A 26,011-nucleotide genomic window follows, 5' to 3' on the forward strand; every position below is an offset into this window, starting at 1 on the left:
ATGGAGGCGACGGCAGCAGCGGCGCCGGCCCGACACAGTCTCCGTCGGAATCTGCCGGAAGCGGGTCCAATCCTCCTGTCGTGGCGAGCACGACCACCTCCTCCACCGAACTCGGCAATAACCTTCGCATCGACATCCATTCTCTCCACCGCCAGGACGATCACGTGGTCCTTGACTTCTCGATGACCCATCTCGGCGGAGGAGAAGACCGAGTGCTCGCGCTACTACCGCCCAATTCCGGCGACGGCGCCGCGGACTTTCAACCTTTTTCGCTTATCGACCCGAAGAACGAGAGCAAACACCTTCCTCTTCTCTACACGGATGGCAGTTGCTACTGCAGCGACTGGAAGGAAAGCGGAATCGATCCGGGCGGAAGGATCCGAGCTTGGATGGCCTTCCCCGGCCCGCCCCAGGGTGTTGATTCGATGATCCTCACGTCAGCGATAGCCCCTCCGATCTTCAATATCCCGATCACCGAAGACGGCAAATCAAGACCACCTTCTGGGGACCTTTCGGATCCGCGGATCTGGGACCTCCGATCAATCGAAGAGGACCTGAATTCCGGAACAACACGAGAGGAAACGGCCGACGAAGTCGCCATATCGCTTTCCACGGACGTGCTTTTCGAGGTAGGGGAATCCCGACTCACCTCCACAGCCAGCCAGACACTCCAGCAGGTAGCCCAAGAGATCGAAAGCTCCTCCGGCTCAGTGGTCGAAATCGACGGTCACACAGATGACACAGGCACGGACTCGATCAACGACCCCTTGTCACTGGATCGAGCTGAATCCGTCAAACGGGCACTGTCCGATCTCATCTCCAAACCCACTGTGGAATATAAGGTAGAAGGTCACGGATCCCAGCAGCCGATAGCGACGAACGAAACCGACGAAGGACGAAAAAAGAACCGCCGAGTCACGATCACGTTCCAACGGTAAAAGGGAGCTACCAGCATGCTGCCGCCACGTCTGCTTTCATCGGCGACATTGGTCGTGGCCATATCGGCGTTGTCCCTGCATTCAGGATCGTCTGTCGCAGCCGCTCCGGTCACGACGGCCGAACCTCCACAGGAATCCGCCACACCGCCTGAAATCGCGAGAAGCAACGGCGAAGACGACCACATCAAAGACGCCACTGCGGAAGTCGTCAACATTCAGCGGGCAGACGCCGGAAAATTACTTTCGATAACCCTCAGAATCACAAACGAGGGAACCGAGAATATTCATGACAAGTGGTTCGGAAATCCAGTTTACATCTATCGCGAAGACGTCTTCAGCGGAATAACGCTCGTTGATTCCAACCATGGCTTCCGCCATCACCCCATTATGGATGAAGAGGAGTATTGCAGCTGCTCAGGATACGCCCCTCGAGCGCCCTATGCACCCTTCGTCCGGCCAGGTGACTCCATCGACTACTGGGCGATGTACAGCATCCGCCAAGAAGTCAAAAGCGTCGATATCGAAATCCCCGGGTTCGATCCCATTGAAGACGTTCCCGTCGGGTGACGCTCTTTCGACCTGAGAAGGGTGGTGATTCGGTGACGGTGCCGCGGAAGATGCTCGCTCGGTTGCATGGGAATGGGAGCGAGCGTGGGGCCTCGGTGCTGGAGATGGCCGCGCTGATCACCATCGCCGGCGTCATCGTCATCGGGTTGTCTTCCACCTCGATCGGCGATGTCTTTCATGACGCCACCCGCGAGTACGTCTGCCGTGTGGAGGGTCCCGAGTGCGGGGGCGAGACCTGGGTCGAGCATGAACGGCCGGAGAAGCCCGAGGAGTACACGTGGAACTTCGCCGGTACGTGGAGCGGCGAGGTGCAGGGCGAGGGCAGCGCCAAGGTCGCCATCCAGTTCGCGCTCGCTCAGCAGGGGAAACCGTACGTGTGGGGCGCCACCGGTCGGCAGTCCTATGACTGCTCGTCGCTGATGCAGGAGGCATGGAAAGAGGCCGGGGTGCTGATCCCGCGAACCACGTGGGCCCAGATCGACGCGCTAGAGCAGATTCCCAGGAGCGATCTGCAGCCCGGCGACCTGATCTTCTTCCATACCATGCCGGGCGAGTATCCGCCGCCTACGCACGTGGGAATGTACATCGGCGAGGGGAAAATGGTCCACGCCGGCGATCCGGTGCATGTTGAGCAGGTCCTCGGCGTCCCGCAGTGGGAGTCGATCTGGGTGGGCCAGGCTCGGGTCCCCCAGGCTTAATCCGCTCCACGCCTCCTCGGCCCGTGGCACCGCGGCCGTGTGCATGCCCCCGGATGACCGCGCCACCCCGGCTCCCCCTGATCGCACGTGAAACCGGGTGCCGCCCCGCGTTCTCCATAGCGCCGCTCCGTCGGCTGCCGCCTTTGTGGACAACGCCGCCCAGCCCCGACCTCGCATCCTTCATCCTCTCCTCCTGCGAGGCCGAACATGGCTGCTCGACCGATCCGTGTTTGCATCCCTCCTCCGAACACCACCGATCGCGGCGGAACCCTGCTCGGCTATGCGGGTGTCGTCCTCGTCGTCGGCGCGCTCGGTGTCACCCTGTTCGCATCCACCGACTTCGGCGGGCGGATTGTCACCGGGATCGAGCGGGCCGTTTGCGCCGTGCTGGATCTTGGCGGCTGCCCACCCGGCCGCGGTGTCGCCGAGGACTTCCTGCCCGAGCCGTGCACGACCGACGCGCAGCAGCTCAGTGCCTCGGTGAGCATCTCAATCGCCGCCAGCCCGAGCGGACGGGTGCGCATCGGCGAACGGGTCAACAGCGACGGCACGGCGGAGGTCTCGCTGACCCATGCCCTGCACGGCTCCGCCGACGCGCCGAGCCCGCTGCGCTGGGGGGCGGACCTGGGCCCGCTCGCCGACGCCCATGCCGGAGTGGGCGCGGGTATGCACGGCGGGCTGGCCGCCACACGCACGTGGACGTTCCGCACCGAACGCGCCGCCGACCGCTTCCGTAAGCGTGTCGCCCGCGCGGAGCACCTGCAGAACCTAGGTTCCGACAGCGGCGCCTTCGACGCGCTCGGTGCCCGGATCGTCGGAGTCGCCGCCGACCGCCTCGGCGGCGACTCCGCAGGAGACCTCCCGCCTCCGGACCGCCGGGAGGTCTCTGTGAACGCGGGCGTCCACCTGACCGGAGAAGCGGGCGCGAAGTTCGGCCTGCGCCGCTCAGGCCGATCCGCCGAGGCCGGGCCGCACGGTCCCACCTCCCCTGCCGATGGCCGCACCGCCGATCCCGGCAGCACCGACGCCGATACGGGCGGCGATCCATCCGCCGATCCTGGGAGCCGCCGCGACGGCGTGTCCAGCAGCTTGAACCTGCTTCACCTGGTCTCGGCGGGCGCCGAAGGCGAAGCGGTGCTCACCGAGTCCGTCGACGAGCGCAGCGGCACCGTCTCCCAGACCGTGGGGTTCACGTTCGCCGAGGCCGGCGAGGTCGGCCCGCTCATGCCCAAGTCCGTGCTGAGACCGCGCGACGCGCGCGACCGCCTCGCCCGCGCTTCCCTCACCACCACCCGCGACCGCGCCACCGGAGAACTCGTGGCGATCACGATCGAGACCGTCAACACCGACGAGGACCGCGGGCACATCGCAGGCACGACCCGTTTGGAGGTGACCGGCGCCAACAGGGCGGCGGTGCGCCGCTGGCTCGCCGGCAGCCGACCGCTGGCCGCCCTGGAGTTCCTGGCCACCACCGGCCGCCCCAAGGACATAACCTCACCGGCGGCGCAGCGCAGCGATGACATCGGCGAGTTCGACCGCCTGCTGTTCAGCGAGGCCACCTACAGCACCGTCCGCTACGCCGCCGAGTCGAACGGCCGCGAGTTCGGCGCGGACGCCACACTGAGCGGCTGGACGTTCGGCGGCGCCACCGGATGGGAGTCGCTGACGCGCACGGCCACGGGCGCCCGCTACCTCGCGGGGCCGGGACCGGCGGGGCGGCGCGAACTCGTCCCGTTCGAGGACTGCGCCGACTGATGACCGGCGCCGCCCGTCCCTACCCAGGGCCGCGTTCCGCAGGGCGCCGGCCGACCACCCCCGCCCGGACCCCGGGAACGCCGCCTCCCGGACCGATGCGGCGTGCAGTCGAGGCTCGTGTCCCGGCTCTCCCCTTACCTCGCCCCTCGCGTCGCTCTCCGCCGGCGAAGCGCCAGCTACCGCGGCCCGCCCACACCCCCCGTAAGCCGCGAACACGCGGCCGCGACGACCGCCCCACGACTCTCCGCGCGACCACGGAAACGGAGCCCCCTCATGGACCTGCTGCGCGCCTGGACGGCCGGAGCCGCCGCCTGGCTGGCCTGGGCCTTCGCCAGCGCCCTGCTGCACCTCTGGCTCTTCCCGCTGGGCGCCCTCTCCATACCGCACCTGCGCCTGCCGTGGATCGCCTGCACCACGCTCACCGGCTACACCCTGGTCGCTCTCGCCGCCGGCCTGGCGCTCCCCCGCTCACGCCGAGCCCGCTCACGACGACCCCCCTCACGCCCACCCCGCCCCGCCCGCCGCCTGGTCGCGGTGTGGACCGTGCCCGCGATCGGCGCGGTGCTGGAGGCCGCCGCAGCCCTCTCCCCCAGCCCATCGGCGGCGAACGCGGCCGCCCTGCTCATCGCCGCCGCCATGATCACCACCGGTACCGCGCTGGGCTCCGCCCTGTCCCGCAGGATCCGCACCAGAGCCGATAACCGGGCCTGATCCGGACGCCGAATCGAGCCTCCAGCGTCCGGAGTCGGGACGGTACGCGGGGCGCTCCGCCGTCTCAGTCGTCCTCGGAGCCCAGCCAGCCGAAGACTCCGTTCTCGGTCTCAGCGGGACGCAGGTCGGCGCCGTCCATCCGGCAGGGCGGTGACTTCAGGACCTCCGCGATGTAGGCGAGCATCGCGCCGACACCGCCCCAATCCGGGGGCCGCACCCCGTCGTCGTGGTGGAACCTGGCGACGCACCCCCGCATGGCACCCTCCCGCTGGTCGACCACCAGATAGTCGCCGCCGTAGTCCCGGCCGATGGGGAACAGCGCACGGCAGAAGCCCAGAATCCGCTCCCCGGCCGCGGAGCGGTGCGTTCCGTCCGCCCGGCAGCAGTCCTGGTCGCCGAACCACGGTTCGGACGCCCACTCGGTGCGCGCCTCCTGGACGGACAGCAGCCGGTAGAACGGCGGTATGAGCTCCGTGTCCTCCCCGGTGCCGTCCACGCACAGCCACAGCGACCGCAGTTCCTCCGGCAGCTCCCGGCCGAACATGCGCTCCGTGTAGCCGATCTCCGCCGGATCCGCCGGCGGCATGACCCTCGCCGCGGACCGCGGTGCCTTCTCCCGCAGCCACGCCTGAATCCGGTCCCATGATTGCTGCACAGATGCGGTCATAGGGGGACCGTTCCAGACGGCGCCGACATCCGCGACCGCGCGGCCGTGGGCCGGTGCTGCCCCACGTCATCCGCGACTGTGCCCGCCTCCGCGGCTTGACCTTGAAGCCGACTCGAAGGTCTAGCGTCGGGTCCGTGGAGACCATGAGCATTTCACAACTGGCCGGACGCTCCGGCGTCGCGGCCTCCACGCTGCGCTACTACGACGAGCGCGGGCTGCTGCCCGCCCGACGCACCCGCGCCGGCTACCGGGTCTACGACCCCGCCGACCTGCGGCGCCTGGAGCTGATCGTCACCGCGAAGCGCCTCGGGCTGCCGCTAGACGAGATCGCCGAACTCCTCGACGTCTGGCGGCAGGGCGCCTGCGCGCAGGTCAAGGCGTCGCTGCGCCCGCGCCTGGCCGCGCGGCTCGCCGCCGCCCGGAGCCGGGAGGCGGAGCTGGCCGAGTTCACCGCAACGCTCCGCGGCACCCTCGACCACCTGGACGCTCTCCCCGACTCGCCCGGCCCGTGCGGCCCCGAATGCGATCTCATCGACCTGCGGCACCCCCTCCCCCAGCCGGCACCTGCGGAGAACGAACCGGAGCGAAGCTCACCGGTCATCGCCTGCTCCCTGGAGTCGTCCGCGGACATGCACGCCCGCATCGACCGCTGGCGGACTCTGCTGGACGGTGCCCATCGCGAAGACATCGCGGACGGCGTGCGTGCCGTACTGCCGGCCGACCGCGCCGCCGAGACCGCAGAGCTGGCCGCCGCCGAACAGCGCTGCTGCCCGTTCTTCTCCTTCACGCTGCACTTCGCCCACGACTCGGTGAGTCTGGACGTCCGGGCGCCGAGCGACGCGGAGGCGATGCTCGACGAGATCTTCCGCCCGCACGATTCCGGCACCGCGGCGGATCCGGCTACCGGATGCTGCTAGTTCCGCTTCTTGACGCCGATGGCGATGAACACGGCTCCGAAGACCACGAAGAACGCGATGAAGCCGTAGAAGACGCCCATCCCCTCCTCGATCCCGCTGTTCAGCATCTGGACGGTGTCGATGGTCGTCATGCCGGCATAGACCAGCGCGAGAATCCCGACGAAGAAGAAGATCCAGCGAGGCATTCGCTCCCTTTCCCAGTGCTGGTCGCCGCTGCGCAGGTCGAGCCCGCCTGGCCCTGCGGCCGGGCGGACTGCCGACCGGCCGGGCTGCGACTCGCGCCGCGGACCGCGGTGCGGCCTCCTGTGCCCACTCCCGACCCCCGGGCCGCGTCCCATGCCTCTTCCACAGACGCCTACACCCGGGGATCCGTTCCAGCGGACGCCGAGGCTGGCGCCCAACTCGCCACCGCAACTTCTCAGCCGCAGGGCGGCCCGCTCAGTCGCCGCTCTCCAGCATCGCGCCCAGCCGCCGCTGGATCTCCAGGGCCGTCTCGCGGACTCGGCCCAGCCAGAAAACACGGTCCTCGGTGGCCGAAACGAGTTCGTCCACCAGGTCTTGCAGTTCGGTCCGCTCCGCCGGGGTCAGCTCGAACCCGTCCCGCTGCCGGGGTACGAGCGGCTCCGCATCGTGCGCGCTCATCGGCCCACCCCCGCGAACGCGGCTTCGGCGACCCGGTCGAACTCGGCCTGCCAGTCGGTGGCGCCGATCCGGATGTGCGCGAGCCCGCAGGCCGCATAGGGCCGCACCCGGGAGGCGGCCCGGAGCCGCGGATCCGGCGCGTTCGGCACGGCGGTGAACGCGGCAGACCGGGGAGCATAGCCCCTGACGCGCGCAGCGGACCGCCGCGACGTCCGGCGAACTCGGGAAGTGGATGGAGGCTTGAATACGGACACGGCAGTGCGCCCGACGCCCACACGCCGCAGCACACGCTCGATAAGCTCGGTCATGTCATCAGCTCCTGCATAGCTGGTGGCCGCGCCCCCGGACGCCTGCCAGCGTCGCGGGGGTCTTCCTATGTCCACCGTAGCCCAACAGTGACATGCCATGCCATGCCCTGACTCGCCAATGTTCGCTGTGATGTGGACTTCTAAAGTGATTCCATGGCAGAGATCCCCCGCGGCTACGGACCAGACGATGAGATCGACCACGAAGCCCCGGATCCGGTGTATCTCCAGCTGTGCGCGATCCTGGTGGCCAGGATCGACAGCGGACGGTATCCACCTCGGCGTGTGGTTCCAGGCATCGAGCGCTTGGTTCAGGAGTTCGGCGTCGCCCGCGGTACGGCCCGAAAGTCGCTGCTCTTGCTTTCCGATCTCGGATATCTGCGCATAGTGCCCGGCAAGGGCGCATACGTCAGGCAAGAATGATGAGGCACTGAGTTCTCACGATCCCGGCGATCTTGTACCCCCGGAGATCTGGCGCGGTGCCGAGCCGACTACGCCGACCGGCGCGCCTCGTCGGCTTCTCCCGATTCCGCCTCTGCGGACTCGTCCCCTGCGGACTCCGCCGCTTCCCGGCCCTCCCCGGCCTTCCCGTTCTCCGCGTCATCGCGGGGCTCGGTCGCCTCCGTGCGGTCCCAGTAGGTCTTGGGGACGCGCAGCCGCTCGCCGGTCGGGGACTCGACGACGGCGGGGCGCTGCAGGCGGCGCATCAGCAGGAAGGCGAGGACGGCGCCCGCGAGGGCGATTGCCGTCCAGCTGCCGAACAGCGCCCAGTTCACCTCGGAGCCGGTGAGCAGCCGGGCCGTGTCCACGGCGGTGCCCGCCGCCGGGGCGGCGAGGACCGCGATCGCGTTGCGGCCCAGGTCGTGGCGGTCCGGCGCCCGGTGGACGAGTGCCGCCGCGACCGCGGAGAGGAAGTAGGCGGCGAACCCGATCCCGCCCAGCCACAGCAGGGCCCAACCGAAGCTGCGGACGTGCTCGGCCGGGGCCAGCAGCTGGAATGCCAGCGCTCCGATGTTGGTCAGCATGAACCACGCCACGGCGCCGATGATCCACGCCCGGATGAACTCCACCATCGCCTCTCCGCCGACTCCTGCCGTCGTCTCCCGTGATCCCGCCGCGGTCACGCACCGGCGCCGGACGGGCGCGGTGCGGCGGCCCCTGAGTCTAGACCCGAACCCGTGAAGATCGGCAGTCTCGCCCGCCTCCCGAACCCCGTGTGATCCGGCTCCCGCGGTCCCCGGCGGCGCGCTTCTCGCCCCCGCCCCGGCCCCGCCGCATCGCCGCGGAGGCCGCAGCCCCTCCCCGCACGCAGCACCGCCCCCGCCCGGCGAACCGGGCGGGGGCGGTGGCGGGGCCGCGGGGCCGGCGCCGTGCGTTGCGCACACGGCCACCGGTCGGCCTGCGTATCGCCTGTTCGCCTACTTGACGAAGCCGATGTCCGCGTAGGGGATGGAGGCCAGGCCGTTGGCGCCCCAGTTGGCGATCTTGGGGTCGACCGCGTAGAGGCCGGGCCGCTGGAAGAGCGGCACCGCCATGCTCTGCTCCCAGAGCATCCGGTCGATCTCGTTGGCCTTGGCCGCGTACTCCTCGGGATCGGTCAGGGTCGACAGCTCGTCGAACGCCTTGTTGATCTCGTCGGTGCTGAAGAAGTGCAGGTTGTTGCCCCAGTTGACGTTGCCGTCCTCGTCCTTGCCCACCGGGCCGACGAAGTTCTCGGCGAGGTCGCCGCCGTAGGGGTTGGTGCTGGAGTACACGAAGGTCGTGGCGTCGTAGTTGCCCGGAACGATGTACTCCGAGAAGTAGGAGTTGATCGGCACCGTCTGGATCTTGACCCCGACGCCGACCTCCTTCAGCTGCGCCTTGGCGATCTCGGCCTCGTCGGCGGTGTTCTGCAGGTCGCTGGGGATCACCCACTGCAGCTGCAGCTTCTCGCCGTCCTTGGTGCGGATCGCGTCCTCGGACTCCCGGGTCCAGCCGGCCTCGTCGAGCATCTCGGCGGCCTTCTCCGGGTCGTACTCGCCGTAGCCCTCGCCGTTGTACTTGAACCCGGTCTGGGTGGAGACGAGCATGCGGTTGGCCGTGGGGTCGGTCGGCCAGTTGACGCCGCTCAGAGTGGCGTTGGCCATCTGCTTGCGGTCGATCGCGTGGACCAGGGCGTTGCGCAGCTTCTTGTCGGCGAGGACGCGCCCCTTGCCGCCGTTGAAGGTCATGTGGCGGAAGGCGTTGTCGATCGCCTTGGTCAGCCGGACACCCTCGGCGTCCTTGAGCTGGTCGTAGCCCGCAGCGTCGTAGCCGAGGTAGAAGCCGTCGATCTCACCGTTGTTCATCACGCCGGCGAGAGCGTCGTTGCCGTAGGTGTGGTAGACGATCGAGTCCAGCTTGGCGGGCTCGCCCCACCAGTCCTCGTCGCGGTTGACGGTGATGGTCTGGGCGGTCTTGTCGAACTTCACGTCGCCGAAGGGACCGGCGGTGACCGGGAAGGCCTGCTTGTAGGCCTCGTTGAACTTCTTCGGGTCCTCCATGTACTTCTTGGGGTAGAGGACGTCGAAGAGGCGCGGCCACTCGGCGAAGGGCGTCTCGAAGTGGAAGATCACCTCGAACTTGTCGGCGCCCTTCTCGACGTCGCTGATCCGCTCGTAGCCGGTCGTGTCGCCGATGTCGAACTTCGAGGTGTTGTCGCGGTGCCCGCCGACGGTCTCGACCTGGGCGGCGTAGTCCTCCCAGGTGATCGGGTCGCCGGTGGACCACTTGGCGTCGGGGTTCAGCTCGAAGGTCAGCGTGCTGCCGTCCTCGCTGACCTCGCTGGAGAGGACGTAGTCCTCGTCGGGGTGCGGCTGGCCCTTCTCGTCGAACTCGTGGGCCTGCGGCATGACGGCGTTGGCGACCCGCACCGCGTTGGCCAGGTTCCCCTGCGTGTGGAAGACCTGGTACTGGGGCGGGAACTCGTTGATGCCCCAGTGGAACGTGCCGCCGTCCTTCAGCTCGGAGCGGTCGGTCTTGTTGATGTCGATCGCGGGGATGTCGGCGAGGGTCTCCTCGTTGTTCTGACTCTCCTCGCCGCCCCCGCCGCAGGCGCCGGCCGCCAGGACCAACGCCGCAAGCGGGGCGCCGACCTTGGCGGCGCGTTTGATTCGCACGGGGATTCTCCTCACTGGTCTGTTCTCAAGGGGATCGGGTGGGTGGGGCTGGGCGCACGGACGGTCAACGCGACCCTTCCGTGTCCGCGTAGTGGCAGGCGGCGGCCTGGTCGGCCGCCCCCTCGACCCGGTGCCGCAGCTCGGGCTCGCGCTCCCGGCAGGCCGAGCGATCGTCCTCGCTGAGGACGGCGAACTTCTGGCAGCGGGTACGGAAGCGGCACCCGGACGGCGGGTCGGCCGGGTTGGGCAGGTCGCCCTGGAGCACGATGTGCTCGCGCCGCCGCTCCTTCTCCGGGTCGGGCAGCGGGATGGCCGACAGCAGCGCCTTGGTGTAGGGGTGCGTCGGCCGCCGGTAGATCGACTGCACATCGCCGATCTCCACGATCTTGCCGAGGTACATCACCGCCACGCGGTCGGCGATGTGGCGTACGACGGACAGGTCGTGGGCCACGAACAGGTAGGAGAGCCCCAGCCGTGCCTTGAGCTCCTCCAGCAGGTTGATCACGCCGGCTTGGATGGACACGTCCAGCGCGGATACGGGTTCGTCCAGCACCAGCAGCTTCGGCTCCAGCGCCAGTGCGCGGGCGATGCCGATGCGCTGCCGCTGCCCGCCGGAGAACTCCGCGGGCGAGCGCGTCACGGCGGAGCCGTCCAGGCCGACCAGCTCCATCAGCTCCAGCACGCGCGAGCGGATCCGGTCCTTGGCGTAGCCGTGGGTGCGCAGCGGCTCGGCGATGATCTCGAACACCCGCATGCGGGGGTCCAGCGAGCTCATGGGGTCCTGGAAGACGACCTGCACGTCGCGGCGCACGTCGAAGCGCTCGCGGTTGGAGAGCCGGCCCGACTCCTTGCCCAGCACCTCCACGGTGCCCTGCTGGGGCTTGTCCAGGCTGAGGATCTCCATCAGGGTGCTGGACTTGCCGCAGCCGGACTCGCCCACCAGCCCCAGGGTCTCGCCTTCGCGGATGTCGAAGCTGAGTCCGTCGACCGCGTAGACGGTGCCCACCCGCCGCTTGAACAGCGCGCCGCGCATCAGCGGGTGGTGCTTGGCCAGACCCTCCACGCGCAGCACGGTTCCGCGGTCTTCGCGCGGCACCTGGGAGACGGGGTCGTGTGCGATCTCGCTGACGGGGTAGACGTCGTGCGCCGTCCACGAGTTGGACTCGATCTCGCCCGCGCGGATGCAGGCGGCGCGGTGGCCTTCACCGCCGACCTGCTCCAGCGGCGGCTCGCCGGCGTCGCACGCCTCGACCGCGATCGGGCAGCGGGGCGCGAACGGGCAGCCGGGGGGCATGTCGGTGAGGCTGGGCGGATTGCCCTTGATCGGGATCAGCGGGCTCTTCTCGTCCTGGTCCAAGCGCGGGACCGACCCCAGCAGGCCCATGGTGTAGGGCATGCGGGTGCGGTAGTAGACGTCGTCGACGGTGCCCGTCTCGACCAGCCGCCCCGCGTACATCACCTGGACGCGGTCCACCAGCCCGGCGACCACGCCCAGGTCGTGGGTGATCATGACGATGGCGGCGCCGGTCTCGCGCTGGGCGGCCTTGAGCACCTCCAGGATCTGGGCCTGGATGGTGACGTCCAGCGCGGTGGTGGGCTCGTCGCAGATGATGACGTCGGGGTCGTTGGCGATGGCGATGGCGATCATGACGCGCTGGCGCATGCCGCCGGAGAACTCGTGCGGGAAGGACCGCTGCCGGCGCTCGGCGTCGGGGATGCCCACCAGGGTGAGCAGCTCGACGGCGCGCTTGTGCGCCGCGGCGCGTGAGATCTGCGGGTTGTGCACCCGCACCGCTTCGGCGACCTGGTCGCCGACGGTGTAGACGGGCGTCAGCCCCGACAGCGGGTCCTGGAAGACCATGGAGATGGCGTGGCCGCGCTTGCGGGCCATGGTGCGGTCGTCGAGCCCCAGCAGCTCCTCGCCGTGGAGGCGGATGGAGCCCTTGACCTGCGCGTAGTCGGGCAGCAGCCCGATCGCGGCCAGGGACGAGACGGACTTGCCCGAGCCGGACTCCCCGACGATGCCGAGGATCTCGCCGCGCCGCACCTCGTAGCTGACGCCGCGCACCGCGGTGACGCCGGCGTTGCCGCGGCCTCCGGGAAAGGACACCTCCAGGTCGCGGACCTCGAGGACGGGGGGCTCGACGCCGTCGGGCCCGCGGGCCGCGCCGGTCTGCTCCTGCTCGGCGGCGGCGGTGCCGCTGGTTGCGCTCATGGCGGTTCGATCCCCCTCTTAGGTCCTGCTCTTGGAGTGCGGGTCCAGCGCGTCGCGCAGCCCGTCGCCGACGAGGTTCACCGCGAGCACGAGCACGATCAGCAGCCCGGTGCAGAACCAGAACGTCCACGGGAAGGCCAGGGCCTGGCGCGATCCTTCGGCGATCAGCGAGCCGAGGGTGACGTCGGGCGGCTGGATGCCGAATCCGAAGTAGGACAGCGCGGTCTCCAGGATGATTGCGGAGCTGACGTTGATGGTGGCGTCCACGATCAGCAGCGAGGACATGTTCGGCAGGATGTGGCGCAGGATGATCCGGCCGTGGCTGACGCCCATGTAGCGCGCCGCCAGCACGTACTCGCGCTCCTTGAGGGAGATGGTCATGCCGCGCACCATCTTCGCGGTGACCATCCACATCAGGCAGGCCAGCAGCAGGACGAAGACCAGCCATCCCTGGTCGCGCAGGACCGGGTAGAGGATGGCCAGGATCAAAAACTGCGGCAGCACCAGGAATAGGTCGGTCACCCACATCAGTGCGCGGTCGGTGAACCCGAGGTAGTAGCCGGCGAACGCGCCCACGAGGGCGGCGATCACGGTGGTGAACAGCGCGGCGCAGAGCCCGATGAGGATGGACTTCTGCAGGCCGACCATCGTCATGTGGAAGACGTCGCGGCCGGTGTTGCCGGTGCCGAACCAGTGGTCGGCGGTGGGCGGGCTGCGGAAGGCGGTGAAGTCGCGTTCGTCGAAGCCCCACGGACTGAGCATCGGGCCGATCCACGCCATGGCGATCAGGCCGAGGATGATCGCGAGCCCGATGACGACGCGCCGGGTGGCCAGCAGTTCCTTGGCCAAGGACGACCACCGGCCGGAGATCTCCGCGGCGGCCTCGGACGTGGTCGCCTCGCGCTCGGCGGACAGGCTCATGGGATGTACTCCAGCACGGTGAGCGGGGACGGGCAGGGCCGGATCGGCGCGGCGCCGCGGGGCGGGCGGGTGCGGCTCATGGTCAGCTCACCCGTACCCGCGGATCCAGCCATGCGTAGAGCACGTCGGACAGGAAGGAGGCTGCCATGACGCACACGGCCATGAAGAACGTGACCGCGGCGACCGCGTTGACGTCCTGGGTGGAGATCGAGTCCACGACCCAGGCCCCCATGCCGTGCCAGCCGAAGATCTTCTCGGTGAAGGTCGCGTTGGCGATGAGGATGCCGAAGGTGAACGTGAAGTAGGTGATCGTGGGGATCAGCGCGGTGCGCAGAGCGTGCTTGATCATGGCGGCGCGGCGGGTCAGCCCCTTGGCCATGGCGGTGCGCACGAAGTCCGACCCGAGGACGTCGAGCATCATGTTGCGCTGGTAGCGGCTGAACGCCGCGAACAGCGAGAGCGACAGCGCCATGGTCGGCAGGATCGCGTGCTGGACGCGGTCGAGCAGCGTGCCCCAGAACCCCGCGTCGAGGTTGGCGCTGTACTCGCCGCCGTACTCCAGTAACCGCATGCCGCTGACGTCGTTGATCCACACGGCGATGACCTGCAGGGTGACGGCCACGACCACGGCGGGCACCGCCAGCAGGAAGAACGCGGCCACGGTGGTGACGCGGTCGAACCTGCCGTACTGGCGCACGGCGGCGTAGGCACCCATGGCCACGCCCAGGGTCGCGCCGATCACGGTCCCGGCCACGATCAGCCGCAGCGAGACGCCGGCCTTGCGCGCGATGGCCTCGTTGACGCTCTGGTCGGTGATGGTCTGGCCGAAGTCGCCGACGGCGACGCCGGCGACCCACGTGGCGTAGCGCTCCGCCAGCGGGGTTTCGGGGTTCAGGTTGAGCTTGTCCAGCTGCCGCTCGATGGCCTGGTCGCTCGGCGGGGGCTGCTGCTGCTCGAAGTAGGCGCGCGGGCTCAGGGTCGTCGCAGCGATCAGATAGGCGATGCTCGACGCGAGAAAGATCAGGACGAGATAACTCAGTAGTCGCCTGACCAAGAACTTCGCCAACTGGTGCCCCTAGCTCACATCGCCCGGACGGACAGCATCGGATCAACCGCGGTGAACCGGCGCGGGCCTGTGTGCCCGCCAGGTATGGCGTAGTCGCACAGACGCAGTCGGCGCAAGGGGAGGATGTCCGGTTACCGCCGGAGGGTCGGCTCTGTGCGGTGACCGCATCCCGCTTACATCCGATTCACGGTCAGTGATCCGAATTCACACGAGTTTGGGCTGTTTGCGGACACTGCGGGGTTACCGGCGCATCAAGAAAGCGCAACGGGGGTTACTTTCCTGCAAATCACCGCACCGCATAGAAGGATAATAACCGCTCTTGAACGCACAGTGGTCGGGAAATCACACAGCGACGGTCCGCAGCGGCGGCCCGATGCGGCCGCGGCTGCGGACGGCGCCGCCGGCAGGCTAGTGCTCGCTGGAGCGCCGCCAGATGTTGACGCCCAGGTCGACCGCGTGCCTGTCGATCTCGGCCAGCTCGTCCTCGCCCAGCGCCGGGCCGCGCACCGCCGCGAGGCTGTCCTCCAGCTGCTCGACGCTGCTGGCGCCGATGAGCGCCGAGGTGATCCGGCGATCGCGCAGCACCCAGCTGATCGCCAGCTGCGCCAGCGTCTGCCCGCGCCCGCGCGCAACCTCGTTCAGCGCGCGGACGCGCTCCAGGTTGCCCTCGGCCAGCCACTCCCGCGAGAACGACCCGCTGCGGCTGGCCCGCGAGCCCTCGGGGACGCCTTCCAGGTAGCGGCCGGTCAGCAGCCCCTGGGCCAGGGGCGAGAACACGATGCAGCCCGCCCCCGCGCTCTCGAGTGCGTCCAGCAGGCCCTGCTCCTCGATCCAGCGGTTGACCATCGAGTACGACGGCTGGTGGATCAGCAGCGGCACGCCCATCTCGCGCAGCAGGGCCGCGGCCTCGGCGGTGCGCTGGGCGGAGTAGGAGGAGATGCCGGCGTACAGCGCCCGGCCGGAGTGCACGGCGTGGGCCAGCGCGCCCATCGTCTCCTCAAGGGGAGTGTCGGGGTCGAAGCGGTGGCTGTAGAAGATGTCGACGTGGTCCAGGCCCATCCGCGCCAGCGACTGGTCCAGGCTGGCCAGCAGGTACTTGCGGGAGCCGCCGCCGCTGCCGTAGGGGCCCGGCCACATCTCGTAGCCCGCCTTTGTGGAGATCACCAGCTCGTCGCGGTAGGCGCGGAAGTCCTCGCGCAGGATCCGGCCGAAGTTCAACTCGGCCGCGCCGGGCGGCGGCCCGTAGTTGTTGGCCAGGTCGAAGTGGGTGACCCCCAGGTCGAAGGCGCGCCGCAGGATGGCCCGCTGCGTCTCCAGCGGCTGGGCGTCGCCGAAGTTCTGCCACAGCCCCAGGGACACCTCGGGCAGCCGCAGGCCGCTGCGCCCGGTCCGCCGGTAGGGCATGCGGCCGTCGTAGCGGCCGGCGTCGGCCCGGTGGACTCCGGCGCTGGGGACGTCGAGTCGGGGAATGTCGTTCTCTCGCACCATGGGCCCCATCATCCCACCGCACTCCGGGCTGCGTGCCCACACGCGGCGGTCCCGGCCGCACACGCCCGCGGCCGGCGTCCGCACCGGGGTGCGGACGCCGGCCGCGGCTACGGCGTGCGCCGGTGGGAGCCGGCCGCGCCTCAGCTGCCGATGTCCTTGCCGCGGCTGTGCCAGATCGACACCACCGAGGGGCGCGGGAAGCCGTTGCGGTCGGGCCAGGTGCTCTGCGGCTGCTCGTAGCTGCCGTCGTCACCGGGGTGCTGCGGTGCGATGAAGACGGTCTTCTGGTCCTCGGTGATCAGCGGGCCGCAGCACTCGGCGCCGTTGGGCACCCGGGCGAACATCTTCAGCTCGCCCTTGTAGCGGCCCTCCACCGGCACGGCGAACAGCCCGTCGTTGCCCCAGGCCATGCCGTCGGTGGAGATCCACAGGTTGCCCCGCTCGTCGAAGGTCAGGTTGTCCGGCGAGGAGATGGCGGTGACCTTGGACTTGTCGAAGCCGGCGAAGTAGGTGCCGGGGTCCTCGGGGTCGCCGCAGACGATCGGCACGTCCCAGCGGAACCGGGTGGCCGCGGCGTCGTTGTGCCGCTCGGTGATCTCCAGGATGTGGCCGTAGCGGTTGGGGCCGCGCGGGTTGGGCTCGTCGGCCTGGCCGGGCTCGCGGGCGCTGTTGTTGGTCAGCGCGCAGTAGATCTTGCCGGTGGCCGGGCTGGCCTCGATGTCCTCGGGCCGGTCCATCTTGGTCGCGCCGGCCTTGTCGGCGGCCAGGCGGGTGTGCACGAGCACCTCGGCGACCGTGAATCCCTCGACGAAGCTCTCCTTGTCGCTGCACAGCGCGATCCACTCGCCCCAGCCGTCGAACGCGCCGTCGGAGGGCAGCTCGCCCGAGCCGTCGATCTCGTTCTCCGGGCTGTCGCCGCGCAGCTTGGCCACGTACAGGGTGCCGGAGTCGAGCAGGCGGCTGTTGCCGCGCCGGGAACCCTTGCGGTAGCGGCGCTCGCTGACGAACTTGTAGATGTAGTCGAACCGCTCGTCGTCGCCCATGTAGACCGCCACGCGGCCGTCGCGGGTGATGCGGATGTTGGCGCCCTCGTGCTTGATGCGGCCCAGCATGGTGCGCTTCTTGGGCGTGGAGCCGGGGTCGTAGGGGTCGATCTCGACGACGTAGCCGAAGCGGTTGGCCTCGTTGGGGTGGCGGGAGAGGTCGAACCGCTCGTCGACCCGGTCGAAGCGGCGGTTGCCCTCGCGGGTGTCGCCCTCGGTGGCGATGCCGTAGCGGGCCAGGGCCGGCTTGGCGTCCTCGGGCGCGTTCTCGCCGCCCACGAAGTACTGGTTGAAGTTCTCCTCGCAGGTGAGGATGGTGCCCCAGGGGGTCGTGCCGCCGGCGCAGTTGTTCAGCATGCCCAGCACGGTGGTGCCGTCGGGGTCGGCCTCGGTGCGCAGGAGTTCGTCGCCCGCGGCGGGTCCGGTGAGCTCCATGGGGGTGGAGGCGGTGATGCGGCGGTTGAACGGGCGCCGCCCGCGGGAGAGCCGCCAGCCGCCGGTGCGCTTGCCCCAGCCCCGGCCGCGGCCCTCGCGCTCGCGGCGGATCTCCACGATCGAACCGCCGTGGGCGGCCATGGCGATCTTGATCTGCTCGGGGTCGGCGTCGTTGCCGTCGGTGTAGCCGGCGAACATCAGGTTCTCGTTGGTGTACTCGTGGTTGACCCACAGCAGCCCGCGGTCGCGGCCCAGCGGCTGGAACCCCACGAAGTCGCAGTTGTAGCCGAACTGCTTGGCCTGGGCGTCGGCGGTCTGGTTGCGGAAGTCGAACTCCGGCGCGCCGGGCAGCACCGGGTCGCCCCACCGGACCACCACACGCTGCTCGTAGCCCTCGGGGATCTCGACGGCGTCGGTGGAGCCCGGCCGGAGGCCCTGGAAGTCCAGCCGCGGGTTGCCCCGGCCGCGGCCCTTGTCGGCCAGCGCCGGCGCCATGCCGCCCAGTCCGGCCGCGGCGGCGGTCGCGCCCGCACCGACGGCGCCGACCCGCAGCAGGTTGCGCCGCGAGAGCGCGGCGGCGGCGATGTCGCCGAAGTAGGCGTTGCCGCTGGTGTTGGGCGCGTCGTGGAAGCAGGCGTCGCCGCAGCGGAACCGGCAGGTCTGGCGGGAGCGGCCACCGCCGACCTGCCCGATCAGCGGGAGGGGGCGGCGATGGGGGACGGATTGCGGCACTGGGTCCTCCTATGGCTTGCGGGGATGACCGGAGGCCGGGAAGCGCGGCGGGATCGCGGGGGCCGCGCACGGCCGGAGGGAGTCGGGGCCGGTGGGCAGCCCGGACCTCCATGACCTTGGCCGATCAGTCGTTCGGCGGCGTGAATTCACCGTGAATGGTCCGCCAATTCCGCGACACACGTTTCGGTGTGTCCGCAACCGCACGCCCGCGCAGAACGCGCAGTGCACGCCGCCCGCTCCGCGTGGTGGTCCGGGCGTCCGGTTCCGGTCATGGATGGCCATATCCGTTCTCCTTACCCGCTTGCCCACCCTCCCGGACCCCGGCAGAGGAGCCGAGTGTGTCGACCGGCGTGCAGAACGTATCTACCACCCCCACCTGTCTCACCAGAAGTCAACCCGCGTATTCTGACCGTGGATGTGACCTCAGAGGCTGAGAGGTCTGGCTCCACCGACCCCGCACACCGCACGACACCGATCCCACGAGCGATCACTCGCGTTTGCCATGTGCGTCGTGACCCGGCAGCGGGCACGAACGTCTCCGGCAGGCGCCGCTCGACGTCACCGCGGCACGTTCGCGGCGTGGCGCCCCAACGTCACAGGGGAGTGAGACCCGCATGCCCGACACCCCTACGGCGGGACCGCAAGGCCGCATCGGCCCGCGTACCCCGCCCGTCCCCGCGGGCAGCAACCGTCCGTCCACCGATCCGGCCAACATCATGGAAGAGCGCCAACCGCCATCCCGTTCCGAGGTCCGCGGGCCGCTCGCGCGGCGCCGGTTCCCCGGACTCCCCAGCCAGATCCAGCACGCGCGCCGCTTCGTCGAACGGATGCTGGCGCCGTCCCCCGAAATCACCACGGCGACGCTGCTCACCAGCGAACTCGCCACCAACGCCATCACCCACAGCGCCTCGGGAACGCCCGGCGGCAAGTTCGAGGTCACGGTCGACCTGGCGGAGGGCTGGGCGCGGGTGGAGGTGCGCGACCTCGGCAGCCCCGAGCAGCCGCGCGCCCAGCACCGCGATCCCTACGACACCAGCGAGCACGGGCGCGGCCTCGACCTGGTCGACGCCCTGGCGGCCAAATGGGGCACCGAGTCCCGCCCGGACGGATTGGGCCGCCTGGTCTGGTTCGAGCTGGTCTGGGTTCAGGAGTCCGGCGGCCCGGCCGCGGACCCGGCCGAATAAGCGCTCCCCGGCGCACCGCGCGAGGGGCGTGCGGACGCCTCCGGCCGCGCGGGCGCCGGCGGAGCGGCGGTCAGCGTGCGGGCGCGTGCCGGCATGCCGTCACCGGCGCCGGAGGCCGGGCCGGCGAGCCCCGGCATGACGAAGGGCCTCCCGCTCGGGGAGACCCCGGTCGTCGTCGTGGGCTCGATCGGCAGGTAGCGCGACAGGCTGGGCGAAAGCCCATGCACTCAGTTGTCCTCCTCGGTGTCGGGAGGGGTGCTCGGCAGCCGGTACTTCTCGTAGAGCTCGCGCGCGTAGTCCTTGGCTTCCTGGGAGGGCTCGTCGCCCAGTTCCTCGCGGACGAGCGCGTCGAGTTCGTTGTCCTTGCTCTCCATGACTGCAGCTTGCCTTTCGTGGGGGCTCGATCACAAATCAGCGCTCCGAGCGGCGCGGAACGCGGACGGGACGCCGCGGTAGGGCCCCGGCCGTCTTTCGAGCGTGCCAGGGCGCCCAGCGGGACGCGAGGGCGGGATGGCCTTGGCCGCCGGAGGGCCGGTCAGCGTTCCGAGAAGGCGCGGGACGCACCGCTTGGCAGGCACCACCGGGAACCGCCTTGGGCGGCCACCACCGGGTTGCGGCAATGGGCGCGCTTCGCGAAGCGCGGCCCGCCCGTCAGCCCGCCACCACCCCAACGGAGACGCTGCGCGTCACTTGTTTTCTTGCCGCCGAGCGCACGCCGAACCTGCCAGATGGAGCCGTGCCACCGGTGGCGGGCCTTCTACGCAAAGGTGCACCGCCGCTCGGCGGCAAGCCGGCGCAGAACAAGTACGTGGCGCGAAGCGCCTCCGTTAGGGGCGGTGGCGGGTGACGGGCGGGCGCTACGCGCATCACAGCCCCATTGCCGCAGCCGTTGTGGTGCTCGCCGCGGATGGTTCCCGGGGGGTTCCTAGGTCCGCCAGGGCAAGGAGGCACCCACCGGGAAGCCCCTTACAGGGTGCACGCGAACGGCGGCGGCCGCCGCGGACGGGGTCCGCGGCGGCCGCACTGTGCTCGGGTCGCGCCCGATGTCCTGCGTCAGCCCTGCGAGCCTCCGCTCACGTCGGCGCCGGACTCGGCGCCCGCGGGCGCGGGAGTCCGCTCCTGCTCGGCCCGCTCGCGGGCCTTCTGCAGCGCGGCCTCGCGCTTGGCGCGGCGCCGCTCGGCGCGCCGCTCCTTGCGGCCCTCGGCCATGGTGTACAGCACCGGGACCAGCACCAGGGTCAGCAGCGTCGAGGTGATCAGGCCGCCGATCACCACTATCGCCAGCGGCTGGGAGATGAACGCCCCGCCGCCGGTGATGCCCATCGCCATCGGCGTGAGCGCGCCGATGGTGGCCAGGGCGGTCATGAGGATGGGACGCAGGCGGTGCCGCGAGCCCTCCACGACCGCCTCGCGCAGGTCCATGCCGTCGTTGCGGTACTGGTTGACCAGGTCGATCAGCACGATGGCGTTGGTGACGACGATGCCGATCAGCATCAGCATGCCGATCATCGCCGCCAGTCCCATCGGCTGCCCGGTGAGCAGCAGCAGCCCGATCGAACCGGTGGCCGCGAACGGGATCGACACCAGCAGGATCAGCGGCTGCATGAGGCTCTTGAAGGTCGCCACCATGATCAGGTAGACGATGGCGATCGCGGCCAGCATGGCGATGGCCAGCTGGGTGAACGCCTCGCTCTGGTCGGAGCTGACGCCGCCGATCTGGGCGCTGGCGCCCTCGGGCAGGTCCAGCTCGTTGAGCGCCTGGCTCAGCTCGGCGGTGACCGCGCCCAGGTCCTCGGCGGTCGGCGAGGCCGAGACGGTCGCACTGCGCACGCCGTCGGAGCGGGTGAGCTCGGGCGCCTGCATGACCCTCTGCACGTCGGCCACGGCCGCCAGACGGATCTCCTCGCCGGTGGCGGTGGTGAGCTTGAGGTCCTTCAGGTCGCCGACGCTCGTGGGCTCGGGGATGTCGCGCACCACCATGTCGTGCTGGGTGCCGTCGATGGTGGCGGTGCCGACCTCGGAGCCGCGGAACGCCTGGGAGACGGCCTGGCCGATCGCGCCCTCGCTGAGGCCCTCTTCGGCGGCCTTTTCACCGTCGACGTCGACGTCCAGCGCCGGCTGGGAGGCCGCGATGCTGTTCTCGACGTCGGCGGCGCCGGGGATGTCGCGCACCGCGCTTTCGACCATGTCGGCGGCCTCGACCAGGGTCTCGCGGTCGTCGGCGCGGACCTCGACCTCCAGTGCCGTGCCGCCCATGGCACCGGCCGCGGCGACCCGCAACTCGGTGTCGGTCTCGACGTCGGCCATGGCCTCGCGCAGCCGGTCCTCCAGCACCGACTGGTCCTGGTCGGGGTCGGCGGTGATGGTGTAGGTGACGGTGTCGGCGCCGCCGCCCATCATCGCGGCCATACCGCCGCCTCCTCCGCCGCCGATGGAGGTCTGGTAGGACTCCACCCACGACAGGCCCTCCAAGGCCTCCTCGACCTTCTGCGCCTCGTCGTCGGCGGCCTCCAGCGAGGTGCCGCGCGGCAGCTCCTGGGTGACCGCGTAGGTGTTCTGCCCCTGGTTGCCCAGGAAGCTGGTCTGCAGCCCGCCCGAGGCCACGACGGTCCCGACCAGGATGAGGACCGAGGCGATCAGCGTGGTGATGCGGTGCCGCGTCGTCCAGCGGATGACCGGCAGGTACATGCGCTGCAGCGGGGTGCGCAGCTCGCGCTGGTGCTCCTCGGCCTTGATCCGCTCCAGCTCCTCGGGCGGGACCAGGCGCGGGCGCATGAACCAGTAGGCCAGCACGGGGATGATGGTCAGCGACACCAGCAGCGAGGCGCCCAGGGCCAGGCTGACGGTCACGGCGAAGGGCCGGAACAGCTCGCCGGTCTGCCCGCCGACGAAGCCGATCGGCAGGAACACCGCCATGGTCGTCAGCGTGGCCGAGGTGATGGCCGTGGCCACCTCCCGCACGCCGGTGAAGACCGCGGTGAACTTCTCCTCGCCGTAGGCCATGTGCCGCTTGATGTTCTCCAGCACGACGATGGAGTCGTCGACGACGCGCCCGACCGCGACCGTGAGCGCGCCCAGGGTCAGCAGGTTCAGGGAGTAGCCGAACGCCTGCACGCCGATCATGGCCACCAGCAGCGAGACCGGGATGGACACGGCGGTGACCACGGTGGAGCGGATCGACAGCAGGAAGACCAGGATCACGATGATCGCGAAGATCAGGCCCAGGCCGCCCTCCTCGGCCATCGCCACGATGGAGTCGTTGATGTAGGGCGCCTGGTCGAAGACCACGGTGACCTCGGCGTCGTCGCCGAGCATCGGCTCGATGTCGTCGATCGCGGCCCGTACGGCCTCGGAGATCTCGACGGTGTTGCCGTCGGGGGTCTTGGTGATCATCACGCCGAGGCTGGGGTTCCCGTCGGTGCGGGTGATGCTGGAGGCCTCGTCCGTACGCAGCTCGACGTCGGCCACCTGGCCCAGCCGCACCGGGTCGGGGCTCTGCGGGGCGCCCGCCATGCCCGCGGCGGCGCCCGCGCCAGCACCTGCGCCGGCTCCGGGGGACGCCGCGGCGCCCGCACCGGGCTGGCCGGCGCCGGCCGCACCCGCGGCGGTGACCCAGACGTCCTCGACCTCGCCGACGGACTGCAGCTTGCCGCCGGTGGTGACGGTCAGGGTCTCGCCGTCCTGGGTGACGTCGCCGCCGGGGGTGAGGGTGCCGCTGGCCTGCAGCGCGCTGGTCAGGTCGCTTACGGAGAGGCCCTCGTCCTCCAGCTTGTCGTCCTTGGGCGTGATGACCACCGAGGACTCGCGGATCCCGGTGACCGTGGCCGCGCGCACACCGTCGATGGACTCCAGCTCGGGCACGACCTGCTCCTGCAGCGGGTCGGCCAGCGCCTGCTCATCGCCGTCGCCGGCTCCGGCGGCCAGCATGACGACGGGGATGTCGTCGGTGCCGAAGGCCATCACCGAGGGGTCGACGTCCTCGGGGAGCATGGCCTCGGCCTGGTCGACGGCCTGCTGCACGTCGCGTACGACGGCGTCGCTGCTGTCGCCGTAGTCGAACTCGGCCGTCACCTGCACCGAGCCGGTCTGCGAGGTGGAGGTGTAGCTGACGACGCCGGGGACGCTCTGCACCGCCTGCTCCAGCGGTTCGGCGACCTCGGTCTCGACGACCTCGGGGGAGGCGCCCTGGTACTGGGCGTTGACCATCACCATCGGAACTTCGATGGAGGGCATGAGCGCGCGCTCGGTGTTGACCGTCGCGAGGGTGCCGAACACCGCGGCGGCGATCGTGATGAGCAGGATCAGCGCCCGATTGCGCAGGGAAAGCCGTGCCAGCCGGTTCACGCCGTCCTCCTGAACCGCTGCGCGCCCGTACGTGGGGATGGGGCGGATGGGACGCCAAGAGGGCACTTGGCAGATTCGGACATGAGAGTCGTTACTCCTCAGAAAGGCTTCTCGCGCTGCAAACGGCACCGCTTCGACGAGCGGTAGACGATGTGATGTGCCGTGCGGCCGTCAGAACGGGGGGCCGCACGGTTGCTGCCGGGCACGCAAGCACCACGATACTTCGCGACTTCGCCGGAATTCACCGTGTGTAAGCCGACATCAGGTGCCTGTCAGGGGCGTGTCAGGGCGGTGTCAGGGTCCGCCCCGCCCGCTGTGAGCGGGGCGGACGCCCCGCGGGTCCCCGCATCGGGCGCGCCGCGGGCGGCGGGGTTCCCGGCGGGCCGCTATCGGCCAGCGCGGCGCGGAACCGCCGGTTCGAGCACGGAGTGCGAGCGGGTGTGCGGGGCGCGGCGCCGCTTTCCAGGAACCCACCGGGCATCCCCTGGGGCGGCCACCATCGGGGCTGCGGCAATGGGTGCGCCTCGCGAAGCGCGGTCACAGCTTGCCGCCGAGCGCACGCTGCACCTGTCAGACGGAGCCGTACCACCGGTGGCGGGCCTCCGAGGCAAAGGTGCGCCGTGCGCTCGGCGGCAAGCCGGCGCACAGCGCTACGCGCAACCCAGCCCCATTGCCGCAACCTCCTGTGGTGACCGACTCCTTTTGGGCGGAGGCGGTCAGCCGGTCGGGACCGGGGTGCTCTCCCCCGGCGGAACGTGCTCGGCCGCCACACCCCACACCACGCGCAGCAGGTCGTCCAGCGCGTGGGCGAGCGAGTCGTCCACGAGCGTGTAGCTGACCTGGCGACCGTGCGCGGTGGTGGCCACCAGCCCGCATTCCCGCAGGCACGCCAGGTGGTTGGAAACGTTCTGCCGGGTAAGTCCCAGGTGCTCGGCGAGGTGGGCGGGGTAGTCCGGCCCGTCGAGGAGGGCGAGCAGGAGACGGCAGCGGGTGGGGTCGGCCAGCGCCCGGCCCAGGCGCTGAATGGCGGCGAGGCGCTGCTCGGCGGTCAACATGAAAACCATTTTACAGCCTTTACTGTACTGACAGCCTAGACTGTATAAACAGTCGAGACTGAACAGTGTTCGACGGCGCCGAGCGGCGCGCACGCCCCTCGATGGCGCCGCGCGGCGCCGCCGAGGACCACGAGAGCAGCAGGAGGGACGGAATGGGCCACGGACACGGCCATGGCGGCGCCACCGCCGCCGCAGCCAACCGCAGCCGTCTGGCGATCGCACTGGCGCTGATGCTGGCGGTCGCGGCGGTGCAGCTGGCCGGCGCCGCCGCATCGGGCAGCCTGGCGCTGCTCGCCGACGCCGGACACACCGTCACCGACTCCTTCGGCGTCGCCCTCGCCCTGGTGGCGGTGTGGATCGCCAACCGCCCGCCCAGCGCCGAACGCACCTTCGGCCTGCAGCGGGCCGAGGTGCTGGCGGCCGCGGTCAACGCCCTGACCCTGTTCGCGCTGTGCGTCTTCGTCGTCTACGAGGCGGTGCGGCGGCTGGCCGATCCGCATCCGGTGTCGGGGCCGTGGATGGTGGCCGTGGCGGCGATCGGCCTGGCGGCCAACGTGGTCGCACTGCTGGTGCTGCGCGGCGGACAGAGCAAGAGCCTGAACGTGCGCGGCGCCTACCTGGAGGTGATGGGCGACGCGCTGGCCTCGGCGGGGGTCGTCGTCGGGGGCGCGGTGATCTGGCTGACCGGCTGGACCGTGGTCGACTCGCTGGTCTCGGCGGGCATCGCGGCCTTCATCGTGCCCCGCGCGTGGAAGCTGCTGAGCGAGGCGGTCCACGTGCTGCTGGAGTCGACTCCGCGCGGGGTCGATCTGGAGGAGGTGCGCGAGCACCTGATGACCCAGGAGGGGGTCATCGACGTCCACGACCTGCACGCCTGGACGATCACCTCGGGCGTGCCGGTGATGTCGGCGCACGTGGTGGTCGAGGAGCACCGCCTCGCCGACGCCGGCCGGGTCCTCGACGAGCTGCACGCGTGTCTGTCCGGGCACTTCGACGTGGAGCACTCCACACTGCAGTTGGAGCCCGACGGCCACGTCGACCACGAAGGGGCCCGCCACGCGTGAGGCGGATCACACACACGGGTCGCCGGCTGCTGCTCCCCGGAGCGGATCCCGCGGCGAAAACCGGAGCTACCGCCCTTGACCTGGACAAAATGTCAAAATATCTGGCAAAGTCGTCGCTCGGGCTTGG

Annotated in this window: 23 protein-coding genes; 9 read left to right on the forward strand and 14 right to left on the reverse strand. The window is 70.1% G+C overall.

What is annotated here, in order from left to right:
- Window positions 1–80 precede the first annotated feature (80 nt).
- The 5 genes from FZ103_RS26065 to FZ103_RS15390 all read left to right on the forward strand — a co-directional run bounded on the left by FZ103_RS26065 (window position 81) and on the right by FZ103_RS15390 (window position 4,669).
- Entirely contained in the window at window positions 81–938 is an 858-nt protein-coding gene (locus FZ103_RS26065; RefSeq protein WP_343233550.1) for an OmpA family protein, read from the forward strand.
- A 15-nt stretch (window positions 939–953) separates the two neighbouring features.
- Window positions 954–1,505: a hypothetical protein gene (locus tag FZ103_RS25170; RefSeq protein WP_222936768.1), complete on the forward strand. Its 552-nt coding sequence runs from the start codon at window positions 954–956 to the stop codon at window positions 1,503–1,505.
- 104 nt (window positions 1,506–1,609) lie between these two features.
- Window positions 1,610–2,203 carry a C40 family peptidase gene (locus tag FZ103_RS15380; protein WP_156002374.1) on the forward strand — a complete coding sequence of 198 codons (594 nt, stop codon included), beginning with the start codon at window positions 1,610–1,612 and terminating at the stop codon, window positions 2,201–2,203.
- Window positions 2,204–2,410: 207 nt separating this feature from the next.
- Complete coding sequence (locus FZ103_RS15385; protein ID WP_156002038.1) at window positions 2,411–3,958, forward strand: hypothetical protein; 1,548 nt, start codon at window positions 2,411–2,413, stop codon at window positions 3,956–3,958.
- 273 nt (window positions 3,959–4,231) lie between these two features.
- The gene (locus FZ103_RS15390) at window positions 4,232–4,669 is read left to right on the forward strand and encodes a hypothetical protein (RefSeq protein WP_156002041.1); all 438 of its coding nucleotides are present in this window, start codon (window positions 4,232–4,234) and stop codon (window positions 4,667–4,669) included.
- A 64-nt stretch (window positions 4,670–4,733) separates the two neighbouring features.
- Here FZ103_RS15390 and FZ103_RS15395 read toward each other — a convergent pair whose 3' ends face one another.
- The gene (locus FZ103_RS15395; RefSeq protein ID WP_156002044.1) at window positions 4,734–5,336 is read right to left on the reverse strand and encodes an SMI1/KNR4 family protein; all 603 of its coding nucleotides are present in this window, start codon (window positions 5,334–5,336) and stop codon (window positions 4,734–4,736) included.
- A 143-nt stretch (window positions 5,337–5,479) separates the two neighbouring features.
- On the opposite strand from FZ103_RS15395, the gene FZ103_RS15400 reads away from it, so the two are divergent.
- On the forward strand, window positions 5,480–6,253 hold the full coding sequence (locus tag FZ103_RS15400) for a MerR family transcriptional regulator (RefSeq protein WP_156002375.1): 774 nt from the start codon (window positions 5,480–5,482) through the stop codon (window positions 6,251–6,253).
- Here FZ103_RS15400 and FZ103_RS15405 read toward each other — a convergent pair.
- From FZ103_RS15405 to FZ103_RS15415, 3 genes are all read right to left on the reverse strand, one after another.
- Entirely contained in the window at window positions 6,250–6,438 is a 189-nt protein-coding gene (locus FZ103_RS15405; RefSeq protein ID WP_156002047.1) for a hypothetical protein, read from the reverse strand. The two genes, FZ103_RS15400 and FZ103_RS15405, sit on opposite strands and share 4 nt — an antisense overlap.
- 253 nt (window positions 6,439–6,691) lie before the next feature.
- Window positions 6,692–6,895 (reverse strand): hypothetical protein, encoded by a 204-nt coding sequence (locus FZ103_RS15410; RefSeq protein ID WP_156002050.1) that lies wholly within the window; start codon window positions 6,893–6,895, stop codon window positions 6,692–6,694.
- Window positions 6,892–7,203, reverse strand: coding sequence for a hypothetical protein (locus FZ103_RS15415; RefSeq protein ID WP_156002053.1), 312 nt, complete (start codon window positions 7,201–7,203; stop codon window positions 6,892–6,894). Before FZ103_RS15415 ends, FZ103_RS15410 begins: the two co-directional genes overlap by 4 nt.
- A gap of 153 nt (window positions 7,204–7,356) precedes the next feature.
- Between FZ103_RS15415 and FZ103_RS15420 the strand changes: the two genes are divergently transcribed.
- Window positions 7,357–7,623: a GntR family transcriptional regulator gene (locus FZ103_RS15420; RefSeq protein WP_156002056.1), complete on the forward strand. Its 267-nt coding sequence runs from the start codon at window positions 7,357–7,359 to the stop codon at window positions 7,621–7,623.
- 68 nt (window positions 7,624–7,691) lie between these two features.
- On the opposite strand, the gene FZ103_RS15425 is transcribed toward FZ103_RS15420, so the two are convergent.
- From FZ103_RS15425 to FZ103_RS15455, 7 genes are all read right to left on the reverse strand, one after another.
- A complete protein-coding gene (locus tag FZ103_RS15425) occupies window positions 7,692–8,273 on the reverse strand; it encodes a hypothetical protein (protein WP_156002059.1) in 582 nt (193 codons plus the stop codon).
- 345 nt (window positions 8,274–8,618) lie between these two features.
- On the reverse strand, window positions 8,619–10,337 hold the full coding sequence (locus tag FZ103_RS15430; RefSeq protein WP_186356359.1) for an ABC transporter family substrate-binding protein: 1,719 nt from the start codon (window positions 10,335–10,337) through the stop codon (window positions 8,619–8,621).
- A 64-nt stretch (window positions 10,338–10,401) separates the two neighbouring features.
- The gene (locus FZ103_RS15435) at window positions 10,402–12,552 is read right to left on the reverse strand and encodes an ABC transporter ATP-binding protein (protein WP_156002062.1); all 2,151 of its coding nucleotides are present in this window, start codon (window positions 12,550–12,552) and stop codon (window positions 10,402–10,404) included.
- Between the two features lie 18 nt (window positions 12,553–12,570).
- Window positions 12,571–13,473, reverse strand: coding sequence for an ABC transporter permease (locus FZ103_RS15440; RefSeq protein WP_156002066.1), 903 nt, complete (start codon window positions 13,471–13,473; stop codon window positions 12,571–12,573).
- Window positions 13,474–13,555: 82 nt separating this feature from the next.
- Window positions 13,556–14,539, reverse strand: coding sequence for an ABC transporter permease (locus tag FZ103_RS15445; RefSeq protein ID WP_156002069.1), 984 nt, complete (start codon window positions 14,537–14,539; stop codon window positions 13,556–13,558).
- A 408-nt stretch (window positions 14,540–14,947) separates the two neighbouring features.
- Window positions 14,948–16,027 (reverse strand): L-glyceraldehyde 3-phosphate reductase, encoded by a 1,080-nt coding sequence (gene mgrA / locus FZ103_RS15450; protein ID WP_156002072.1) that lies wholly within the window; start codon window positions 16,025–16,027, stop codon window positions 14,948–14,950.
- 140 nt (window positions 16,028–16,167) lie between these two features.
- Complete coding sequence (locus tag FZ103_RS15455) at window positions 16,168–18,237, reverse strand: PhoX family phosphatase (RefSeq protein WP_186356360.1); 2,070 nt, start codon at window positions 18,235–18,237, stop codon at window positions 16,168–16,170.
- 716 nt (window positions 18,238–18,953) lie between these two features.
- Between FZ103_RS15455 and FZ103_RS15460 the strand changes: the two genes are divergently transcribed.
- The gene (locus FZ103_RS15460) at window positions 18,954–19,421 is read left to right on the forward strand and encodes an ATP-binding protein (RefSeq protein ID WP_156002378.1); all 468 of its coding nucleotides are present in this window, start codon (window positions 18,954–18,956) and stop codon (window positions 19,419–19,421) included.
- Between the two features lie 227 nt (window positions 19,422–19,648).
- On the opposite strand, the gene FZ103_RS24900 is transcribed toward FZ103_RS15460, so the two are convergent.
- From FZ103_RS24900 to FZ103_RS15470, 3 genes are all read right to left on the reverse strand, one after another.
- Window positions 19,649–19,795, reverse strand: a complete 147-nt coding sequence (locus FZ103_RS24900) for a hypothetical protein (RefSeq protein WP_186356361.1) — start codon at window positions 19,793–19,795, stop codon at window positions 19,649–19,651.
- Window positions 19,796–20,474: 679 nt separating this feature from the next.
- Complete coding sequence (locus FZ103_RS15465; RefSeq protein ID WP_186356362.1) at window positions 20,475–23,765, reverse strand: efflux RND transporter permease subunit; 3,291 nt, start codon at window positions 23,763–23,765, stop codon at window positions 20,475–20,477.
- A gap of 716 nt (window positions 23,766–24,481) precedes the next feature.
- Complete coding sequence (locus FZ103_RS15470) at window positions 24,482–24,829, reverse strand: helix-turn-helix transcriptional regulator (RefSeq protein WP_156002075.1); 348 nt, start codon at window positions 24,827–24,829, stop codon at window positions 24,482–24,484.
- A gap of 143 nt (window positions 24,830–24,972) precedes the next feature.
- Here FZ103_RS15470 and FZ103_RS15475 point away from each other — a divergent pair, with 143 nt between their 5' ends.
- On the forward strand, window positions 24,973–25,884 hold the full coding sequence (locus FZ103_RS15475; protein ID WP_156002078.1) for a cation diffusion facilitator family transporter: 912 nt from the start codon (window positions 24,973–24,975) through the stop codon (window positions 25,882–25,884).
- Window positions 25,885–26,011: the final 127 nt, after the last annotated feature.

Origin of the sequence: Streptomonospora sp. PA3 (assembly GCF_009728995.1) — a bacterium.
Classification (GTDB): Bacteria; Actinomycetota; Actinomycetes; order Streptosporangiales; family Streptosporangiaceae; genus Streptomonospora.

What these genes read in the sequence shown, in the direction of transcription:
- FZ103_RS15410 (WP_156002050.1), bottom strand. Translation starts at nt 6,895, where the DNA reads ATGAGCGCGCACGATGCGGAGCCGCTCGTACCCCGGCAGCGGGACGGG.
- FZ103_RS24900 (WP_186356361.1), bottom strand. Translation starts at nt 19,795, where the DNA reads ATGGAGAGCAAGGACAACGAACTCGACGCGCTCGTCCGCGAGGAACTG.
- FZ103_RS15460 (WP_156002378.1), top strand. Translation starts at nt 18,954, where the DNA reads ATGGAAGAGCGCCAACCGCCATCCCGTTCCGAGGTCCGCGGGCCGCTC.
- FZ103_RS25170 (WP_222936768.1), top strand. Translation starts at nt 954, where the DNA reads ATGCTGCCGCCACGTCTGCTTTCATCGGCGACATTGGTCGTGGCCATA.
- FZ103_RS15400 (WP_156002375.1), top strand. Translation starts at nt 5,480, where the DNA reads ATGAGCATTTCACAACTGGCCGGACGCTCCGGCGTCGCGGCCTCCACG.
- FZ103_RS15470 (WP_156002075.1), bottom strand. Translation starts at nt 24,829, where the DNA reads ATGGTTTTCATGTTGACCGCCGAGCAGCGCCTCGCCGCCATTCAGCGC.
- FZ103_RS15440 (WP_156002066.1), bottom strand. Translation starts at nt 13,473, where the DNA reads ATGAGCCTGTCCGCCGAGCGCGAGGCGACCACGTCCGAGGCCGCCGCG.
- FZ103_RS15425 (WP_156002059.1), bottom strand. Translation starts at nt 8,273, where the DNA reads ATGGTGGAGTTCATCCGGGCGTGGATCATCGGCGCCGTGGCGTGGTTC.
- FZ103_RS15390 (WP_156002041.1), top strand. Translation starts at nt 4,232, where the DNA reads ATGGACCTGCTGCGCGCCTGGACGGCCGGAGCCGCCGCCTGGCTGGCC.
- FZ103_RS15415 (WP_156002053.1), bottom strand. Translation starts at nt 7,203, where the DNA reads ATGACCGAGCTTATCGAGCGTGTGCTGCGGCGTGTGGGCGTCGGGCGC.
- FZ103_RS15420 (WP_156002056.1), top strand. Translation starts at nt 7,357, where the DNA reads ATGGCAGAGATCCCCCGCGGCTACGGACCAGACGATGAGATCGACCAC.
- FZ103_RS15395 (WP_156002044.1), bottom strand. Translation starts at nt 5,336, where the DNA reads ATGACCGCATCTGTGCAGCAATCATGGGACCGGATTCAGGCGTGGCTG.
- FZ103_RS15385 (WP_156002038.1), top strand. Translation starts at nt 2,411, where the DNA reads ATGGCTGCTCGACCGATCCGTGTTTGCATCCCTCCTCCGAACACCACC.
- FZ103_RS15475 (WP_156002078.1), top strand. Translation starts at nt 24,973, where the DNA reads ATGGGCCACGGACACGGCCATGGCGGCGCCACCGCCGCCGCAGCCAAC.
- mgrA (WP_156002072.1), bottom strand. Translation starts at nt 16,027, where the DNA reads ATGGTGCGAGAGAACGACATTCCCCGACTCGACGTCCCCAGCGCCGGA.
- FZ103_RS15380 (WP_156002374.1), top strand. Translation starts at nt 1,610, where the DNA reads ATGGCCGCGCTGATCACCATCGCCGGCGTCATCGTCATCGGGTTGTCT.
- FZ103_RS15405 (WP_156002047.1), bottom strand. Translation starts at nt 6,438, where the DNA reads ATGCCTCGCTGGATCTTCTTCTTCGTCGGGATTCTCGCGCTGGTCTAT.
- FZ103_RS15435 (WP_156002062.1), bottom strand. Translation starts at nt 12,552, where the DNA reads ATGAGCGCAACCAGCGGCACCGCCGCCGCCGAGCAGGAGCAGACCGGC.